This window comes from Flavobacterium sp. KY-23415 (assembly GCF_055384985.1).
Map to the genome: position 1 here is coordinate 2,960,696 of NZ_AP044001.1, position 19,764 is coordinate 2,980,459.

Genomic DNA, 19,764 nt, shown 5'->3' on the forward strand with positions numbered 1-19,764 from the left:
TGCTGTTTTGTAGGTCTTTTGGCTAATTATTAATTAAGAGAGAAATTTTACTTTTTATTGACTAAATTTCTTTTGTTGCCAATGAATTGATTAATTCCAAATTATGCATTAAAATTCTATTGCGTGAAATGGCAACTTTGTAGTTGTTTCAGTATTTTGTTCTACTTTCTTAATGCAGCATTAGCTACATTTGTGGGATATAACTTCTGTATTTTGCATTTATTTATTTTTTTTTTTTTTCATAACAAAGTTTAATGTGTAATCTTGGTTAAAATATAATAATTTAAAACTATTTGTGTTGTAAGGTTTTGATATTGTTTGTGAGTTGAATTGCTAATATGGTGCTTGTTTTTCCTTATTTTGAGAAGGAATTTTATGAATGGAGTTTGGTCTTAAATATGGTTTGTAGTTTAATTCAAAAAAAGTTGAAAGAAATCTAACTGAAAGTACCATTAATGGGAAAAGATAATAATGAAACTGTTGTTTGAATATTAGTTTAAAATGAATTGGTAGTCGTTTAAAAGTATATTTTTTTAAAAAAGGTATTCAATTTTTCTTTAAATGGATTTTCTGTTTTTATGATGTCAATTTTAAGTCGTAGAATATAAATTATTTATGGCTTCAGTGAGGAGTCTGTCTTTTTCTGTGACAATATTACCTTCATCATGAGTTGTTAATACAATTTCTACTTTATTATAAACGTTTTTCCATTCAGGATGATGATTCATTTTTTCGGCAATCATTGCTACTTTAGTCATAAATGAAAAAGCATCAATAAAATTTTTAAATTCAAAAGATCTTGTTAGTGAATTGTTTTCTTCTTTCCACATAGTAATGTTGTTTTTTTTCAAAGATAATAAAATGATTATTGGTAATATAATGGCATGAAAATTGAAAGCTTCTTACTATTTTTATTGAAACATAATATTATTTAAAAATGAAGCAAAATATTGTTATTATAATACTTTTCAATGTTTTATGTTCATTTAATAAAACAGAATTCGAAATCCCATCATTTTTGTTTCAAAATTGGGTTTATGATGGTTATCAAAATGGAGAACAAAAATTTATTAGTAAAAATAGGTTTCAAAAAGATAAACCAGGAATTAGATTTAATGAAAAGGGTACTATTGTAAAAAGGCAAAGTTCAGGCTGGTGTGGTACCCCACCAATACATTATGTAAACGTTAAAGGAACTTGGAAAGAAATTTCAACTTCATTATTAGCAATTCAATATGAGAGTTGGAATGGAATGAACATTGATACGTTACAGATAGTTGAAATTTCAAAAAAAAAATTGGTTTTAAAACGTGTTCATTTAGTTAACAATAAAAAATAATAGTTTCAAATACTTAATTATAGTCTCAAAAAAAATCCATTTCATATAATTTTGAAATGGATTTGGTTGTTTTATAAATAGACTCTTTAATTGTTCGATAAATAGGCGTAAATTTCATCTTTAATGCGAACTCTTTCAACTCTTAATGTGTTAAGGGTGTCATCAGATGCTGGTTCAGCGTCAGATTCAATTCTATAAATTTCATGGTCTAAAGTATCGTATTCGTCAAACAGTTTCTTAAAATGATTATCCGAAACTTTTAAATCATGAATTTTTGTTTCAAATTCAGGAAAATCAACAGTCAATTGGTGTTTTGTAATCATGCTTCTTGTTTTATAATTATCTATTTCAAAGGTAGTACAGTAGAGAAGATAATAACATGATATTTGTCATTCCTAAATAAAAAAGAATGTCGTAACTTTATTAGTAACGATTGTGTATTTTTTAATTTCCTTTCAATCGTTTTACTAATCGCTTGAAGAGTTTAGCAAAATCATCGGGTTCTTTTTTGTTAATTTTATAACTACCATCTTTATGAAATTCAAGTGGGAAAAAGAAATGCGCTTTTTGGTTTTCAATCATTATTGGACCAAATTTTGTTCCATAAATAACCATTTTATCGCCTTCTTTTCTAGCTAACTCATAGCCTTCAGTAAAGTTAAAAAAGGGCTCTAATTCTTTAATTTTCTTTTTTTCTTTAATGAACTCTAAATCATTTTCTTCATAATGAAAAACAGCAGTAGTGTTTGTGTCTAATAAACTATAATCAGAATAATAAAGTCCGTTTTTTGTTTTAACAATTGCTTGCCAAAGTATAGTATTAAAAGGAGTCGGTACAATTTTTATCTTTTCATAGTTTATATGTTGGCGTTCCAATTCTTTTTCGAAGTGATTGGTTACCAAATAATGAATGCATAATCCATAAATTAAATAAGCAGTAGAAAAGGTTAATGACCATTTAATTATACTTTGTCTTTTGGTATTGTTTTTCTTCATAAAAAGTAGAACAATACAACCTATTAATAACCAAATAGTATATAGCGGATCAACAACAAAAACATTGTCTAAGCTATAATAGGAATTGCTTAGTGGGTAGAATATTCGAGTACCATAGGTTGTGCATAAGTCTAATAAAGGATGTGTGAATAAGGCGAGAAAGCTAGCCCAAAACCATGATTTATAGGATGTTTTGTATATCCAACTGAACCAACTTGCAGCCAATAAACTTAAAAGTAGTGCGAAAAATATGGAATGAGAAAAAGCCCTATGAATGGCTAATTGTTCAATCGAATTAAAAAACGGATTAATTAACACATCTAAATCGGGTATTGTGCCAAGAATAGCCCCATAAAGCAATGCTTTTTTCCCAATTTCTTTGTCTTTTACTAAAGCAAAAGTAGCAGCACCAAGAACAATTTGTGATAATGAATCCATGTTTTTATTTTTTTATCGCAACCAAAAATGAAATTCTCTCTCAATTTCTTGTTTGAAATTTTTAACACTTGCTTTCAACTCAAAAAAAACTATAACAATCATGAAGCAAGCGTGAAAAAATAACATTGGTAATAAAAAAAACGGAAATGAGGAGTTGCTTAATGATGCAAAACTTATGATTAGAATAAATAATAGGTAAAAGCAAGTTATAACTCCAAAAAAGAATTTTATTTTTGGAGTTATTGCATTAATTTCAAGTTCTATTTTTATATTATTTATACCTTCAATTATTTTACCATTTGCAACAGCACTTTGTTTTTTATTATTAAAAAGCTGCTGCTTCTTTTGAATTTTAAAAGTTGAATTTTGAATGTTTCCTTTATATAATTTTGAACCGCTTGAAAAAACTTCAAAAAAACTAAAAGATAAATCAGATAATTCTACATTTTGATGAAATTTTTCAACAAATGTCGCCTTATCACAATTTAAGGTTAAGCTCAAAGACTCAATAAGTTTTTGTTTTTTAAAGAATGAGTTCATAAAAATATTATCTTTTACTGATCACTAATTAACAGGTTCAGCATACAAGTCAAATTCAGTAGCGTCTGTAATTCTTAGCATTACAAAATCTCCTGTTTTTAAGTAATATTTAGAAGCATCAATTAAAACTTCATTATCCACATCTGGACTGTCAAACTCTGTGCGTCCTACAAAATGTTCGCCTTCTTTTCTGTCAATTACACATTTGAATATTTTACCTATTTTTTCTTGGTTCAAATCCCATGAAATTTGCGCTTGAATGTCCATGATTTCCATAGCACGTTGTTGTTTCACTTCAGAAGGGACATCATCTTCAAGATTATAAGCATGAGTGTTTTCTTCATGAGAATAAGCAAAACATCCCAAACGCTCAAAACGCATTTCTTGAACCCAATTCTTTAAAATCTCAAAATCTTCTTCTGTTTCACCAGGATATCCCACAATTAGAGTGGTGCGAATAGCCATTTCTGGAACTGCTTTTCTAAAATCTTTTAGAAGATTAGTTGTTTTTTCATAGGTGGTTCCTCTTCGCATTGATTTCAGGATATTGTCTGAAATATGTTGCAGAGGAATATCAATATAATTACAAATTTTAGGCTCCTTTTTCATTAAATCCAAAACTTCCATTGGGAAACCTGTAGGGAAAGCATAATGCAAACGAATCCATTCAATACCTTCTACTTTTACTAAGTTTTCTAATAATTCGGCAAGATTTCTTTTTTTGTAAAGATCTAATCCGTAATAGGTTAAGTCCTGAGCAATTAAAATTAATTCTTTAACACCGCTTTTTGCTAATTTTTCGGCTTCGATAACTAAATTTTCTATAGGTGTAGAAACATGTTTTCCACGCATTAAAGGGATAGCACAAAAGCTACAGGGTCTATCACAACCTTCAGCAATTTTTAAATAAGCATAGTTTTTTGGAGTAGTCGTTAAACGTTCACCAATTAGTTCGTGTTTATAATCGGCACCTAAAGCTTTTAATAATAATGGTAATTCAGTAGTGCCAAAAAATTGGTCAACATTAGGTATTTCTTTTTCTAAATCAGGTCTGTAACGTTCCGATAAACAGCCTGTAACAAAAACTTTATCTACTAAACCTTGTTCTTTTTTATCCGCATATTCTAAAATTGTGTTTACCGATTCTTCCTTAGCATTGTCAATAAAACCACAAGTATTAATTACAATAATATTGCCTTCGTCCTTAGTCGCTTCGTGAGTTACTTCTTTTCCATTGGCTTTTAGTTGTCCCATCAAAACTTCACTATCGTAAACATTTTTAGAACATCCAAGCGTAATTACATTGATTTTATTTTTCTTTAACGATTTGGTTCTCATATACTTAAAATTGAGGTGCAAAATTACATAAAATAATTCATTAGAAGCGCTAGGGGTTGCGAGTTTTTTAAAAGTTTCTACCTGCTGTTCGTTTTAGCTTTTCTTTTTTTTCTCTTTGGGTATATTAGAAGTGGAAAAAGAAAAGGATGTCATTTCCATCAGGGCTAATAGCAAAAAAATGGAGCCAAAAAAAACCTTTCAAGACGAAAGGCTTTTATAAGTATTTATATTTTATTAATTAGAAATTAATAGTATAAGTCAGTGTAACATTATTTTGTATTGTTCGTATTCTTGCAGTATCGTTCATTCCAGAAGAAACGAAACGTTGGTTGTAATTTCTGTGGCTATTCGAATACGCCAAATCTAATCGACTAATGCCAAAATTATATCCAATACCGCCTGAATATCCTGTTAAGTCACCCATTGCATAGTCAATTTTGTAAGGGCTTTGTTCAAAACGATACCCTGCTCTAAGACTAACTTGTTTAATTTTATATTCTCCACCAATTCTAACTTCATAAGCCTCGGTTAAATCTTCGCTCATGGTTCTATTTATGCCTTGGTAATCTCGAATAGGTTTAAATTGTGTTTTTGAATAGTCTTTTCTTGAAACATCAGCACTAATTAACCCTGTTTTGTTAATAATATATGCACCGCTAACTGTCCATTTCCCTGGGGTTTTTAACTTGTAAGCTGGATATATATTTGTAACATTTGGATCAATTATGCTTTGGTAATCAGTTATTCCATCAGTTGTATTAGTGCTTAGGCTTTGTATTAGTTCATCATTTAGATTGTACCAGGTGGAAGATTCATGTGCTAAACCAATTCTAAGCTCTTTTGAAACTTGAAAAATTGCACCAATATCAAATGAAAATCCACCTCCGTAAGTATACAGTTCATTGTTGAATTGGATTCTTTCGACTGTTAAGCCAGAGTCATACAACGGATTACTATTTCTTTCTGTAACTCGACTTGTTCTAACATAATCAGTAAAATGAGCATTTAGATTAAGGCCTAAAAAAAGTTTATTTTTGTATGAGGTAGCAAAATTACCAGTAAATTTTCCGTTGTAACCATTTGATCTAATACTGTTTTCTTGATAAAAGTTACCCCCTGTTGGAATGTTTGTGTAATAACTTGTGTTGTTTAAATCATTTGGATCATCTGCCTCAAATAATAATCCAGAAGGATGCGATCCATTTAAAAACTGACTTCCATAACCTAATAACGCTTGTTGGGCTTCAAAACCTAAACCACTTGTTTCTCCTAAATAAGTATATAAATCTGTTATTGTTTCTCCATTTTGAAGTTGTAAATACTCTAGAGGGAGTCCTTGTGCAAAATCTAAAAAATAATATCCTATTGAATTGTTTGGATTTGTCCCTAAGGAAAAAATATTATTATCCAAATTTTTAGTATTTTCATAATTTAGAGCAATTGTGAATTTACTCCAATTATTATTAGAATTATTATCTGTAAATACAAATACCGCACCTAATTGATTTAGATTAAGACTACTTTGAGTTTTATTAGTTTTTGAATTAAAGTAATTCGATTTGTTTTTAGTGTTAAAATTACTACCAGAAACACTAAAGATATTATGATTAAAAATAGCAGACCCTGCAGGGTTAATATTGATAGCTGAAAGATCACCTCCAACTGCTCCAAAAGCTCCACTCATACTTCTAAAACGAGCTGTTCCTGTTATGTCGTCTATTGCATAGCGCAATGCGTCTTGTGTTGTTATTTCCTGACTCACCCCTGCAAAGAAGCATAAGAGTATAGAAAGTATATAAATTTTTTTCATAGCAATTATATTCGATATTCTAATTTTTTATTAATTATCCTGTTAACCTCTACCGCCTCTGCCACCACTAGAGCGACCACCACCTCCAGAAGATCTTCCTCCAGAAGAGCTACTTCTTGTAGATGAACTACTGCCTGATGAGCTTCTAGGAGTAGAATAGGTGTTTGATCTTGTTCCACTGTTTCTAGGAGATGAACTATTGCTTCTTGGAGTTGAGTAACTTTCGGATCTTGTTCCGCTATTTCTAGGAGTAGAGTAGGTGCTTCTAGGAGTAGAATAATTATTGGTTCTTGTTCCAGAAGTTCTAGTTCTGCTAATGGTGCCATTTCTTGTTCCAGTAGCATAGCTCGTTCTTCCGTGGGAGTATCTCGAACCATTTCTGTTGTTGTAATAGCTGTTGCCTCCTCTAGTTCCTGAGTTATAGGCTAAGTTTCTACCATTTCTTCCGTAGTAACCACCATAATAATAAGGATTGTTGTAATAACCACCCCAACCCCAAGTGTTACCATAGTAGATTCCCCAATTTGGACCATACCAGTTGTTCCATCCCCAGTTGTTCCATCCCCAGTTCGGACCATACCAGCTATTCCATCCCCAATTTGATCCATACCAGTTATTGCCCCAATCCATTCCCCAATATGGAGAATACCAATTGTTCCAGCCTGTGTTATAGTAGTTAATGCTCACATCGCTACTATTGCTACCCCAACTAGCATATCTTTCATTGTTGTCGGAATAATTATTTCTGTAAACCGTTACAACAGTGTCGTTTGTTTCTGAGGTATATTCTTCAACATCTGTAAAATAGGTGTAATCATCTTGCATATTTTTAAATTGTTGAGCATATCTGTTAGATTGTTCCATATTCTGTTCAGAATATTTGTTTTCGTTTGCTTGTTCATTTCTTTCTGAAGCACCATAAATGCCATCATTATCATAATATGAAGTATTTTGGTACGAACCACAAGAAACAATAAATGCACTTGCAATTCCAATGAAGGAAAATAAGTGAATTTTTCTTAAAATGGATAGATTAGTTTTCATAAAGCTTTTTTTTATTGTTGGACATTACAAAAATAGTTAGTTTTGTGGAACTATTAAGTTAAAATAAATATAAACAATTTTTGTGCCAAAACCTTAAAAATGAGCAAAAACTTAACAAAAAGAGAAGAAGATTACTCGAAATGGTATAATGAATTGGTTGTAAAAGCCGATTTAGCTGAGAATTCGGGAGTAAGAGGGTGCATGGTTATAAAACCATACGGTTATGCAATTTGGGAGAAAATGCAAGCTGAATTAGATAGAATGTTCAAAGAAACAGGGCATAGTAATGCTTATTTTCCGCTTTTTGTACCGAAAAGTATGTTTGAAGCAGAAGAAAAAAATGCGGAAGGCTTTGCAAAAGAATGTGCTATCGTAACTCATTATAGATTAACAAATGATCCTGATAATAAAGGGAAATTAATAGTTGATCCCAAAGCAAAACTTGAAGAAGAATTAATTGTGCGTCCAACAAGTGAAGCAATAATTTGGAGTACCTACAAAGGATGGGTTCAATCGTACAGGGATTTACCATTGTTGATTAATCAATGGGCGAATGTTGTGCGATGGGAAATGAGAACGCGTTTGTTTTTAAGGACTGCTGAGTTTTTATGGCAAGAAGGGCATACTGCTCATGCTACGAGAACCGAAGCAATTGAAGAATCTGAAAGAATGATGAATGTATATGCAGATTTTGTTCAAAATTTCATGGCTATCCCGGTTGTAAAAGGGTTAAAAACGGAATCGGAACGATTTGCAGGTGCAGAAGAAACTTATTGTATTGAGGCGTTAATGCAAGATGGTAAGGCATTACAAGCTGGGACGTCTCATTTTCTCGGTCAAAATTTTGCTAAAGCGTTTGATGTTAAGTTTGCAAATCAAGAAGGGAAGCAGGAGTACGTTTGGGGGACATCATGGGGTGTTTCTACTCGATTAATGGGGGCTTTGGTAATGACACATTCAGATGATAATGGTTTAGTATTGCCTCCAAATTTGGCACCTATACAGGTTGTTGTTGTTCCTATATATAAAACCGATGAGCAATTAGATGCAATTACAAATCAAGTGAATGAATTAATTGTGGGATTGCGAAAAATGGGAATTTCTGTTAAGTATGATGATAGAACTACACACAAACCAGGGTTTAAATTTGCAGAATGGGAATTAAAAGGAGTTCCTTTAAGAATTGCTGTTGGACCAAAAGATTTGGAAAATGGTACTTATGAAGTGGCAAGAAGAGATAATTTAACGAAGGAAGTAGTTTCGAAAGATGGAATTGAAAGTTTTATAAAAAATAAATTAGAACAAATTCAAGAAGAGCTTTTTACTAAAGCGGTAGATTATAGAACAGAGCATACAACTAAAGTAGATGACTTTGAGGAATTTAAGTTGATTTTGGAAGGGAAAGGAGGCTTTGTTTCAGCACATTGGGATGGAACAATTGAGACAGAAGAAAAGATAAAAGAACTTACAAAAGCGACTATTAGATGTATTCCTTTAGACAGAGAAGAAGAGTCGGGAAGCTGCGTTTTTACTGGAAAACCTTCAGTTGGGAGAGTGCTTTTTGCTAAGGCATATTAAAAAAAATAAAAAAAAGTTTGCCAAGCTATTGCAGGAATAATAAATAGATGTATCTTTGCACCGCATTAGAGAAATAACAAATGCAATTAGTGAAACAGACGGTCCGTTCGTCTAGGGGTTAGGACGCCAGGTTTTCATCCTGGTAACACGGGTTCGATTCCCGTACGGACTACAAAAGTAAGCTTAGGCCCGTTCGTCTATCGGTTAGGACGCCAGGTTTTCATCCTGGTAAGAGGGGTTCGATTCCCCTACGGGCTACTTTTTAAAATTATTTCTCAGGCCCGTTCGTCTATCGGTTAGGACGCCAGGTTTTCATCCTGGTAAGAGGGGTTCGATTCCCCTACGGGCTACGAAGTTTTATAAAATTAAAATTCAGTGTCTCGAATTTTAATTTTATTAGTTAAAACCAAAGTGATTGTATTGTGCAATTGTGGGAGGTTTTTCTTTTTTAACTAGTAGTTTATAATAATTATTAAAATTAAAAAGAAACAATAAAATGGCAAATCATAAGTCAGCATTAAAAAGAATTAGAAGTAACGAGAAAAAAAGAGTTTTAAATAGATATCAACACAAAACTACTCGTAACGCAATTAAAGCATTACGTTTAGCTACTGAGAAGTCTGTTGCAGTTGAAAAATTACCAATTGTAATCTCAATGATTGACAAATTAGCAAAGAAGAATGTAATTCATTCTAATAAAGCTTCTAACTTAAAATCTAAATTAACAAGATTTGTAGCTTCATTATAATAGCTATTCCTGAAATAAAATATCAAAAGCTCTCAATATGAGAGCTTTTTTTATGATATAAAAAACGTAAATAACGATTTAGTAAACTATTATATAGTGTTTTATCAAAAATAAAGTTTACTTTTGCACCTTGAAAAAAATATAGCATGACGCCAATTAGAAACATTGCAATTATTGCACACGTTGACCACGGAAAGACAACTTTGGTTGACAAAATTATGTATCACTGTCGGTTATTTCGTGAAAACGAAAACACAGGAGACTTGATATTGGATAATAATGATTTAGAACGTGAGAGAGGAATTACTATTACTTCTAAAAATGTATCGGTTACTTATAAAGGAACTAAGATTAACATTATTGACACTCCAGGTCACGCGGATTTCGGTGGTGAGGTAGAGAGAGTATTAAATATGGCCGATGGAGTGTGTTTACTTGTTGACGCTTTTGAAGGACCTATGCCTCAAACTCGTTTTGTACTTCAAAAAGCAATCGACTTAGGGTTGAAACCTTGTGTAGTTATCAATAAAGTTGATAAGGAAAATTGTACACCAGAAGAAGTTCATGAAAAAGTTTTTGACTTGATGTTTGAATTGGGTGCACAAGAATGGCAATTGGATTTCCCAACTGTTTATGGTTCTGCAAAAAACAATTGGATGTCGGATGATTGGAAAAATCAAACAGATAATATTGAGCCATTGTTGGATATGGTAATAGAAAACGTACCTGCTCCTAAGGTTTCTGAAGGAACTCCTCAAATGTTAATTACTTCTTTAGACTTCTCTAGTTTTACAGGACGTATTGCTATTGGACGTTTGGAAAGAGGTGTTTTAAGAGAGGGAATGCCAATTTCATTAGTGAAAAGAGATGGTAAGATAATAAAATCTAGAATAAAAGAATTGCACACTTTCGAAGGTTTAGGTCGTAGAAAAGTAGAAGAAGTTATTGCTGGAGATATTTGTGCTATTGTTGGTGTTGAAGGATTCGAAATTGGAGATACGATAGCTGATTTTGAAAATCCAGAAGCATTACAAACTATTGCTATTGATGAGCCAACGATGAGTATGTTATTTACAATTAATGATTCTCCTTTCTTTGGTAAAGAGGGTAAGTTTGTAACTTCAAGACATATTAAAGATAGGTTAACGAAAGAGTTAGAAAAAAACCTTGCTTTGAAAGTTGGTGAAACTGATTCGGCAGATAAGTTTATGGTATTTGGACGAGGAGTACTCCATTTATCGGTTCTTATTGAGACAATGAGAAGAGAAGGGTATGAGTTGCAAATTGGACAGCCTCAAGTTATTATTAAGGAGATTGATGGAGTTAAATGTGAACCAATTGAAGAGTTAACAATTGATTTACCAGAGAATTTATCAGGTAGAGCTGTAGAATTTGTTTCTATTCGTAAAGGTGAAATGCTTTCTATGGAAGGTAAAGGAGAACGTATGATTGTGAAATTTAATATTCCTTCTCGTGGAATTATTGGATTACGTAATCAATTATTAACCGCTACTGCTGGGGAAGCGATTATGGCTCACCGTTTTATTGGATATGAACCATACAAAGGAGAAATTCCAGGAAGAAATAACGGTTCATTAATTTCTATGGAAAACGGAAAAGCAATTCCTTATTCAATAGATAAATTACAAGATAGAGGTAAATTCTTTGTTGATCCTAACGAAGATATTTATGAAGGTCAGGTAATTGGAGAAAATACTCGTAGTGATGATATGACTGTGAATGTTACTAAGACTAAGAAATTATCTAACGTACGTTCTTCTGGAGCAGATGATAAAGCAAGAATTATTCCTGCTATAAAATTCTCATTAGAAGAAGCATTAGAATATATTCAAAAAGACGAGTATGTTGAAGTAACACCTAAATCTTTACGTTTACGTAAGATTTATTTAAATGAAAATGATAGAAAACGTTTTAAAATGTAATTTGTTTTTTTAACGGTCTATTATATATATAAATTAGGGCTATTTCTTTGTAGTGAAGAAATGGCCTTTTTTTAAAAAAATAAATTAAAATTGAGTATGAGAAAAATCGTATTGTTATTTATTTCGTTTTTATTTATTAACTTTTCTTTTGCACAAAAGATAAAAGTTAAAAAAACGGAAATTATATTTAATGAAACTACAATTGGTAAAGCAATTGTATTGAAAAAGATGGAAAAATATGACTTTCAAGATGTTGATGGAAATCATTTGTTTTTTGGAGATTACTATACTAAACAAATTAAGGGTTCTGATGATAAAGTTAATTATATTGAAATAAGGATTAATGAAAATGACGAGCCAACATCATTTAATGTAGAAAATGAATTAAGTTTATCAGCTATATCATTTGATAATTCTAAAACTATTGTTTTTCAATTATACAAAAAAGGATTTGTTAGTGAAGAGTCTGGATTTGATATGGAGAAAATTATAGAATTTACCCATTCAAAAGAAAAAGCAGATCTTGCAAAATCATCAGTTATAAAAAGATTGCCAACAGATATTGGAACAAACTCAAAAAGTGATGGAACTGGAACTAGTATTGAAATTCTAGAAAATTTAATCGAGGAACCAGCTGTCTTTACTATTGAAGGAGTGCAGTATAATGGATTAGCGACCATAATTTTCAGTAAATTAACAATGGATGATGAGCTGAAACTAGACAATGCTGATTATAGGATTAAAAATTATGTTAAAGATCTCAAAGAAGAGGAATATGGTGCTAGAGCTATCCTAAATTATTTCGAGACTGATAGAGATAATAAGAAAAACGAAAAATTGGTTAAAGTAAAATCAAGAGGTGGTTTTTCTATTAATGTAATGAAAAAAAGTGGAGTTAGATTGAATTTTGAAAGTTATGAGTTTGTTGATAATAACCTTATTAATGAAGGTGTGTATTTATTAGGTGCTCTTACTAAAGATAAGAATGATACTAATACTGCGTCTACTTTAGATACAAAAAGTAGAGATGAAATAGTGTTTTTTAATGTTGTTTCTGATTTTGATGGAATCAAGATTTTGCAAGATCCTGTTACAAATACTATAGCTGTTAAAATACCAAATAGTAAAGTGGTTATGTCTATAAATGATATGTTTGTTGGGTCATATTTACCTAAAAATCTTAAGAAATATTTAAAATGTAAAGTTTTAGATAATGATATTGAAAATTTAAAATCAATTTCAGACTTAGAAAGTTTACTGAAAAAATATCAACAAGAATGTAAATAAATGTCTCTTTTAATGATTTAAAAGCTTTAATTTATTAACTAGTTTGTCAATATTAATAAAAACCATCATACATTTGTGTGATGGTTTTTAATTTTAAATACTAAAAAAAAATGAAAATTAAATTAAAATTTGGAATTGGAGAATTGCTTTTTGGAATGAAGCAAAAAGATGTTGAAGCTATTTATGGAAAGCCTAGTAAACAATATACAGATGAAGAAGATAATATTGTATATGTTTATAATGACTATAAAATGAGATTGACTTTCTATGATGAAGAAGCTTTACAATTGGGTTATATTACCTCTATCAACGAAAATTTAGAATTATTTGGTGAAAAGATAATTGGTAAAGATTGGAATGAAATTAAGAAAATATTAGAAAATAATAAATTAAACCAATTTGAAAATGAAGTTGTAGATGGAACAGAGAATTATTTTTTTGAAGATAATTGGCTTTTTGTAAATGTAGATTATGATAAAGTTTTCAAGATCGAAATCGGGGCAGTTTTTAATAATAATGATGAATTCGACTGGAAATTTAAAAGTAAGTTTTAAAAAACGTCATGTCATATTAATAAAAAAAAAGCTCCAATTGGAGCTTTTTTAAAATTATTATTGTTTGTCTAGTAATTCTATTTCGAAAATTAGATTTGCATTAGGAGGAATAACTCCACCAGCACCAGCTTCTCCATATCCTAAAGATGAAGGGATAAATACAATTGCTTTATCTCCAATATTCATATTGTTGATTCCTTCTAGAAAACCGGCAATTAAACCACCTTTATTACCATATTTAAAAGGGAATGGTGAATATCCTTTTTGGTTAGCTCTGTTTTGGTCAAATTTTCCAAATTCTTTACTAACATCTTCATAGCTACTGTCAAATAATTTTCCGTCTTCAAAGAAACCTGCATAATGAATGAATACTTGTGCTCCTTCTGCGGGTTTAACTCCAGTACCTTTTTTGGTTATAATGTATTGCAAGCCAGAAGGTAGTTGTAATGATTGTGTTTTTTGATTGGCAAAATAAGTAGCCTTCTCTTTGTATGTAGTGGCTAATTTAGCTTCTAGCTCTTTTCTTTTTTGAGCTTCTATTTCGGCTTGTTTTTTTCTGTTTGCTTCTTGAATTTCGGCAATTTTCTTTTTGTTTTCAATATTTAAAGCAGTAATTCTTTTGTCTTCTGCTTCTTTGTTGTCCATATAACTTTTGAAAACTTTGTCTGCTTTAAATTTTTTTGCAGCTTTACCAATTCTAATAATAGTTACTTTTTCTATTTTGTCATTTTGTGCAATAGCATCAACTATATTTTGGCCTTCAACTACATGGCCGAAGACAGTGTGTTTTCCGTCTAACCAAGGGGTTTCTTTGTGTGTTATGAAGAATTGACTTCCGTTGGTTGCTTCGCCAGAATTTGCCATAGATAGAATTCCTGCTTTATCATGAATTAAATCGGATACTTCATCAATGAATTTATATCCAGGATCCCCTGAACCAGTTCCTAAAGGATCTCCACCTTGAATCATGAAGTCGGCGATTACTCTATGGAAAATTAAACCATCATAAAAAGGTTTGTCTTGTAATTCTTTTTTAACTGATTTGTTTTTTCCTTCTGCTAATGAAACAAAATTTGCAACTGTAATAGGCGCTTTTTCGAATTCTAATTGTAAAATAATCTTACCTTTTGAAGTTTGTAATTCTGCAAAAAGGCCATCGGTTTTTTGAGCAAAACCTGTAAAGACTGTTGTTAAAAGTAGAACGAATAAAAATCTCATTTTTTTAGTATTCATTTATAAAAGTATTATTTAATTGGATTTTCTAGTATTTCAATTTCAAAAATTAAATCGGTATTAGGTGGAATCATTTGAAAACCTTGTGTTCCATAGGCTAAATTCGAAGGGAGATAAGCTATTAATTTATCTCCATAATGCAGAAGATCTAAACATTCAATAAAACCTGTAATAAGACCTTGTTTTTGCCCATATGGAAAGGGAAATGGAGTGTAACCTTTTTGTTCTGCTCTCATTGGATCAAATTTCCCGAAAGTTAAAGAAATTTCTTCTCTATTGCTGTCAAATAATTCTCCGTTTTGAAGCCAACCTGCATAATTTACTAAAATTTGAGTTCCTTGTTTTGGTTTTTTACCATCTCCCTTGGTTATAATTTTATAGATTAAGCCCGATTTTGTTTTTGTTCCTTCACTTTTTAGTAAATTTATTTCTACAGCTTTTTCTGCTTTAATAACTTCTACTTTTTCTGCTAATTTTCGTTGGTTTTCTTCTTCAATTTTTTGTTCTTGTAGAGCAGAAGGGTAGTAGTTTTTGAAAATTTTGGCTGCATCAAATTTTTTTGCTTCTGTTCCTTTTTTAACAATGGTAACATTTTTGATTACATCTCCAATTGCAATTGAATCTACAATTTCTATACCAGTCACTACTTCTCCAAAAACACTGTGTTTGTCGTCTAACCAAGGTGTTTCTTTGTGTGTAATAAAAAATTGGCTTCCGTTTGTGTTTGGTCCAGAATTTGCCATAGATAGGATTCCCTTTTTATTATGTCTTAAATCAGGGTGAAATTCATCTTTAAATCTATAATCTGGTCCACCTGAGCCATCACCTGCAGGATCACCACCTTGAATCATGAATTGTGGAATTACTCTGTGAAAAGTTAATCCGTCATAGAAAGGCTTTCCTTTAAAACGTTCGTTTACATATGGGTTTTTCCCTTCGGCTAATGAAACAAAATTGGCAACCGTAATTGGAGTTTTTTTAAACTCTAATTTTACAATTATTGAACCTTTGTTCGTAGCGATGTCAGCATACATTCCATCTTCTAATTTTGAATAAGGATTGGAGCATGAGCTAAAAATGACTAATAAGCCTAAAATGAATTGTGTTAAGTGTTTCATGTAAGTATTAATTATTTATTTGTTTTTTCTTGTTGAATATCTGTTAAATTGACGGTGCAAATTAAGGGCTCGTTTGGATTTATTTCATTATCATCTCCATGATAACCAAAAGCCATATGAGAAGGAAAAAGAAAAGTAATTGTTTCTCCTTTTTTCATCAATTTAATTCCATCTCTTAATCCCATCATTATATTTTGTTTATCAACAATATACTTTTGCGGTTTTAACTCTTCTTTTGAATAAATAATTTTATTAGTGATGTCGTTTATTTGGTAATTAAAATAGGCAATATCTCCTTTTTTTGGGAAAGCTGATTCTTCCTCAATTTTAATTTCATATTTATACCAATATCCTTTGCTCGATGCAATATACTCTTTTAAGGTATCCTGTTTTATAATTGAATCGATGAGTTTTTCTTCGTCGGCAATCAACTCTTTATTTCTTTTAATAGATTCCTTTATGAAGCTTCCATTGGTTTGTGAAATTGGCTTTCTAGCTTTTTGCTGTGAACAGCTAGATAATAATATACAAGCGATTAATAATTGAAATAATATTTTCATTTGGATTAATTTTCTTCTGCTAAAATAGTAATAAATTGTTTTGCAGTTTCTTCTAGATTAGAAAAAGATTTTCCACCAGCAGCATTTATATGTCCTCCACCATTGAAATGATTTCGAGCAAATTCATTAACATCAAAATTGCCTTGTGAACGGAACGATATTTTTATGATTCCTTCTTCCTTATTTTCAATAAAAATTGCAGTAACAACTATTCCTTCTATACTTAGTCCATAATTTACAATGCCTTCTGTGTCTCCTTTTTTATAATTAAAAGAATCTAACTCTTCTTGGCTAAGTGTAATGTAGGATGCTTTTAATTCTGGAAAGACTTTTAAATTTTGTAATGCTTTTCCAAGTAATTGCAGTCGTGTATAGCTAGAATTATCAAATAGAGAACTATGAATTTGGCTATTGTTTGCTCCTTTGTCTATTAAATCTGCTACACAAATATGTGTTTTTGAGGTTGTTTTTGGAAAACGAAAACTTCCAGAATCGGTAACAATTCCAGTATATAAGCAAGTTGCTATTTCTTGATTAATTAGTTGGTTATATCCTAAAGTGTTTATGAAATCATAAATCATTTGACATGTTGAGCCATAGTTGACATCTGAAAAAGTATATTTTGCATAATCATCAGGTAATTGATGATGGTCTATCATTATCATTAGATTTGTAAGCGTTTCTAATGTTTTTTGCATAGCATCTCCAGTTCTGTGAAGTGCATTAAAATCTAATGTAAAAATGATATCGCTATTTTGTAATATTGGCAATGCTTTGTCATATTCTCTTTCAAAAATGATAACTTTATTAGCATTCGGCAACCAAGCTAAGAAATCTGGAAATTCATTTGGTGATATATATTCTACTTCGTGATTTAATTGTTTTAAAAAATGTAATAAACCTAATGATGATCCCATAGCATCTCCATCTGGATTTCGGTGTGAAATAATTGTGATTTTTTTTGGGACGCTTAATAATTCTTTTATTTCTGTAATTTCTTTTTCTAGTAACATTTTGTTTTAGTATTGCTTACCATTTTTTAGGTTTTGCCTCTTTCCAGCAAGGGATTATTCACTTTTTTCTTTATCGTTTTAATGAAAAATGATTTTTTATCGTTTTTCCATTAGATAATTCTAACACAAACCAATAGTCTCCTGAAGGTAAAGGTGTTTCATTAAAAGTTCCATTCCAGCCATTTCCATCTGGGCTCATTTGTTTTAAGAGTTTTCCATATCGATCAAAAATATATATATTACTATTTTGAAGACCTTTTTTTTCAAGATTTTTAATTTTCCAAGTGTCATTAATGCCATCTCCGTTTGGAGTGAAAAATTTAGGAAAATCTATGATATAGAAAAGTTCTGAGCTTATTCCACAACCGTTTTTATCTTTTACAAAAACAGTGTATTCTCCGGCAGTTAGATTTTCGAAAATATTTGATTCTTGATAATTAATTTCATCTAGTGAATACAAATAAGTACTAGGGCCTGTTGCGATAATTGTTGCAGTGTTATTTTCTGCGATATCCACAATTTCAATGTTGTCGATTGCAGCTACGTCAGATTGTAAAACGGTTATTGTTTTTGTTTTTAAGCAGCCATCTGTGTTTTTTAGAATTACTTCATAAGTATTTTCCGAATCTATCGTAATGGTTTGAGTGGTTTGAACAGGTGATGTGTTCCAAGTATAAGAAGCAAAACCTGCTCCTGCATCTAATACTTTTGTTGTACCTGCACAAAGATGTATTGTTTCATCCACTACAATTTCACTAAATATGTTTACCTTTAACGTAAGAGGGATATTACCAAAACAAGCAATGTTTGTAGTTCTAGCGTAGATAGTTTGCTCGAACGGAATTGTGTTTGTAAAATTTAAAGGTAAAGGAGTCGTTGAAGTTGTGCTATCAAAAAAATTAATTGTATATTCAGTTGGTAGGTTTGGGAATAGTTGTGGAATAATTGCAGCTAAATCAAAAGTACGAATTCCGTCTTGTTCTCCTTCTGTATCACATTCTGTAGACTCATCCAGTCCAATAGTTAATTCAGGAACAAATTCTAGGTCGATTTCAGTTCTAGGTGCACAAATTGCATTGTAAAATAGTTCTACAGCATATTTTCCATTTTCACTAATTGTATGAGGTGGGTTTAAGACTAAAGTAGCGTTAGTCTCTCCTGCAATTGGATTTCCTTCATAGAACCATTGGTAAGATGTCACTCCATCGGTTGTTGCATCAAGTGTAAGTGTTTCGTCTGGGCAAACTGGGTTTCCTGAGGCTATAGATCTAGGGTCTCCAAGATTCGGACCTAAATTAAAACTACCTCCTTTTAGGAAAATGGCAGAATCGTAGCTGGAATCATTTTCATCTGCAATTACAAGTTTAATATGATATTGAGTACCTGGAATAACAGTTGCTTGTGCGGTTAAAACAACAGTTTGACCGTCATATACTGTTGGGTGTTCTGTTCCGTTAAAAGCATCAAAATATTGTTCGTTTTGTGCGGGACAACCACCAGGAGCAGTAATGGTTGGATGGACAGTAGTTACTTTTACAGGAATATTCGTATTAGGGATTAATGCTAAGTTTTGATAATTGGTTGCACCAACTTCTTTCAATAAAAACGCAAATCCATCTGAAAATCGACAAGGATAATTATTGTTTTCATCATATTCTTCTGAGGAAAAGATATAATCAAAACTAATTCTGTCTCCTGTTGGTATAAAATCAAATTCTAGAACAGTAGCGTTACTAGAAGCTACAGATAAGGTTTGATCAAGGTCACTATCTCCATCCCAACTCATTCCGCTACCACTGTCGGCTAAAGGAGTTGTTGGTCCTGGTGCATCTGAGACCTTACCGGTGCTTAGGATAATTCCATTTTCAAAAGAAAAGGTTGTACCCACGCCACTAAAATAACCAAACGATCCTTCTCCAGAGCCAAAATTTGCTCCAGAAACCGTTACGTTAGAGACTTGAGCGCAAGGACTATTAATAAGTACTTCTTCAACTAAACGTTGAGGCGTATAGGTTTCATCTATTGTAATGTATTGTGCAAAGTTTTTTTGTAGTATAAAAAACGTAAAAAAAGTTAAAAAATATTTCATTTTGATAGTTATAATACCCGCAAAGATAATATAATCTACTTTTTAAATACTTAATTTAACTAATAAATACTTGTAATTTTATCTAAAGGGAATTAATCTATTTTTAGAATTAGCATTAACGTACTTTTCATTAAGA

At 31.2% G+C, this 19,764-nt stretch carries 18 protein-coding genes and 3 tRNA genes; 9 read left to right on the forward strand and 12 right to left on the reverse strand.

All coding sequences use genetic code 11. The features are described from left to right. Positions 1-590 precede the first annotated feature (590 nt). On the reverse strand, positions 591-830 hold the full coding sequence (locus ACZ49Z_RS12985) for a 4a-hydroxytetrahydrobiopterin dehydratase (protein ID WP_464304735.1): 240 nt from the start codon (positions 828-830) through the stop codon (positions 591-593). A gap of 107 nt (positions 831-937) precedes the next feature. Between ACZ49Z_RS12985 and ACZ49Z_RS12990 the strand changes: the two genes are divergently transcribed. Then, positions 938-1,339, forward strand: a complete 402-nt coding sequence (locus ACZ49Z_RS12990; RefSeq protein WP_464304736.1) for a hypothetical protein — start codon at positions 938-940, stop codon at positions 1,337-1,339. An 86-nt stretch (positions 1,340-1,425) separates the two neighbouring features. Here the strand turns inward: ACZ49Z_RS12990 and ACZ49Z_RS12995 are convergent, their stop codons facing one another. The 6 genes from ACZ49Z_RS12995 to ACZ49Z_RS13020 form a co-directional block, all read right to left on the reverse strand. Then, positions 1,426-1,662, reverse strand: coding sequence for a YdcH family protein (locus ACZ49Z_RS12995; RefSeq protein WP_464304737.1), 237 nt, complete (start codon positions 1,660-1,662; stop codon positions 1,426-1,428). A 121-nt stretch (positions 1,663-1,783) separates the two neighbouring features. Further along, positions 1,784-2,773 carry a metal-dependent hydrolase gene (locus tag ACZ49Z_RS13000; protein ID WP_464304738.1) on the reverse strand — a complete coding sequence of 330 codons (990 nt, stop codon included), beginning with the start codon at positions 2,771-2,773 and terminating at the stop codon, positions 1,784-1,786. Positions 2,774-2,785: 12 nt separating this feature from the next. After that, entirely contained in the window at positions 2,786-3,313 is a 528-nt protein-coding gene (locus ACZ49Z_RS13005; protein WP_464304739.1) for a hypothetical protein, read from the reverse strand. A gap of 24 nt (positions 3,314-3,337) precedes the next feature. Beyond that, on the reverse strand, positions 3,338-4,651 hold the full coding sequence (rimO, locus tag ACZ49Z_RS13010; protein ID WP_464304740.1) for a 30S ribosomal protein S12 methylthiotransferase RimO: 1,314 nt from the start codon (positions 4,649-4,651) through the stop codon (positions 3,338-3,340). A 238-nt stretch (positions 4,652-4,889) separates the two neighbouring features. Then, positions 4,890-6,461 carry an OmpP1/FadL family transporter gene (locus ACZ49Z_RS13015; protein ID WP_464304741.1) on the reverse strand — a complete coding sequence of 524 codons (1,572 nt, stop codon included), beginning with the start codon at positions 6,459-6,461 and terminating at the stop codon, positions 4,890-4,892. A gap of 42 nt (positions 6,462-6,503) precedes the next feature. Then, on the reverse strand, positions 6,504-7,505 hold the full coding sequence (locus ACZ49Z_RS13020; RefSeq protein WP_464304742.1) for a hypothetical protein: 1,002 nt from the start codon (positions 7,503-7,505) through the stop codon (positions 6,504-6,506). A 99-nt stretch (positions 7,506-7,604) separates the two neighbouring features. Here ACZ49Z_RS13020 and proS point away from each other — a divergent pair, with 99 nt between their 5' ends. The 8 genes from proS to ACZ49Z_RS13060 all read left to right on the forward strand — a co-directional run bounded on the left by proS (position 7,605) and on the right by ACZ49Z_RS13060 (position 13,615). Then, positions 7,605-9,083: a proline--tRNA ligase gene (gene proS / locus ACZ49Z_RS13025; protein WP_464304743.1), complete on the forward strand. Its 1,479-nt coding sequence runs from the start codon at positions 7,605-7,607 to the stop codon at positions 9,081-9,083. A gap of 100 nt (positions 9,084-9,183) precedes the next feature. Beyond that, positions 9,184-9,255: transfer RNA gene (locus ACZ49Z_RS13030), tRNA-Glu, on the forward strand. Positions 9,256-9,269: 14 nt separating this feature from the next. Next, a tRNA-Glu gene (locus ACZ49Z_RS13035) sits at positions 9,270-9,341 on the forward strand. A gap of 20 nt (positions 9,342-9,361) precedes the next feature. Further along, positions 9,362-9,433, forward strand: a tRNA-Glu gene (locus tag ACZ49Z_RS13040). Between the two features lie 146 nt (positions 9,434-9,579). Next, entirely contained in the window at positions 9,580-9,831 is a 252-nt protein-coding gene (rpsT, locus tag ACZ49Z_RS13045; RefSeq protein ID WP_464304744.1) for a 30S ribosomal protein S20, read from the forward strand. Between the two features lie 146 nt (positions 9,832-9,977). Next, positions 9,978-11,774, forward strand: coding sequence for a translational GTPase TypA (gene typA / locus ACZ49Z_RS13050; RefSeq protein ID WP_464304745.1), 1,797 nt, complete (start codon positions 9,978-9,980; stop codon positions 11,772-11,774). Between the two features lie 96 nt (positions 11,775-11,870). Further along, on the forward strand, positions 11,871-13,061 hold the full coding sequence (locus ACZ49Z_RS13055) for a hypothetical protein (RefSeq protein WP_464304746.1): 1,191 nt from the start codon (positions 11,871-11,873) through the stop codon (positions 13,059-13,061). A gap of 110 nt (positions 13,062-13,171) precedes the next feature. After that, positions 13,172-13,615: a hypothetical protein gene (locus tag ACZ49Z_RS13060; RefSeq protein WP_464304747.1), complete on the forward strand. Its 444-nt coding sequence runs from the start codon at positions 13,172-13,174 to the stop codon at positions 13,613-13,615. A gap of 57 nt (positions 13,616-13,672) precedes the next feature. Here ACZ49Z_RS13060 and ACZ49Z_RS13065 read toward each other — a convergent pair whose 3' ends face one another. From ACZ49Z_RS13065 to ACZ49Z_RS13085, 5 genes are all read right to left on the reverse strand, one after another. After that, positions 13,673-14,833, reverse strand: a complete 1,161-nt coding sequence (locus ACZ49Z_RS13065; protein WP_464304748.1) for a peptidylprolyl isomerase — start codon at positions 14,831-14,833, stop codon at positions 13,673-13,675. A gap of 26 nt (positions 14,834-14,859) precedes the next feature. After that, the gene (locus ACZ49Z_RS13070; RefSeq protein WP_464304749.1) at positions 14,860-15,966 is read right to left on the reverse strand and encodes a peptidylprolyl isomerase; all 1,107 of its coding nucleotides are present in this window, start codon (positions 15,964-15,966) and stop codon (positions 14,860-14,862) included. An 11-nt stretch (positions 15,967-15,977) separates the two neighbouring features. Beyond that, positions 15,978-16,526: a gliding motility-associated peptidyl-prolyl isomerase GldI gene (gene gldI / locus ACZ49Z_RS13075; protein WP_464304750.1), complete on the reverse strand. Its 549-nt coding sequence runs from the start codon at positions 16,524-16,526 to the stop codon at positions 15,978-15,980. 5 nt (positions 16,527-16,531) lie between these two features. After that, on the reverse strand, positions 16,532-17,539 hold the full coding sequence (locus ACZ49Z_RS13080; protein WP_464304751.1) for a DHH family phosphoesterase: 1,008 nt from the start codon (positions 17,537-17,539) through the stop codon (positions 16,532-16,534). A gap of 70 nt (positions 17,540-17,609) precedes the next feature. Then, entirely contained in the window at positions 17,610-19,628 is a 2,019-nt protein-coding gene (locus tag ACZ49Z_RS13085; protein WP_464304752.1) for a choice-of-anchor L domain-containing protein, read from the reverse strand. Between the last annotated feature and the right edge of the window lie 136 nt (positions 19,629-19,764).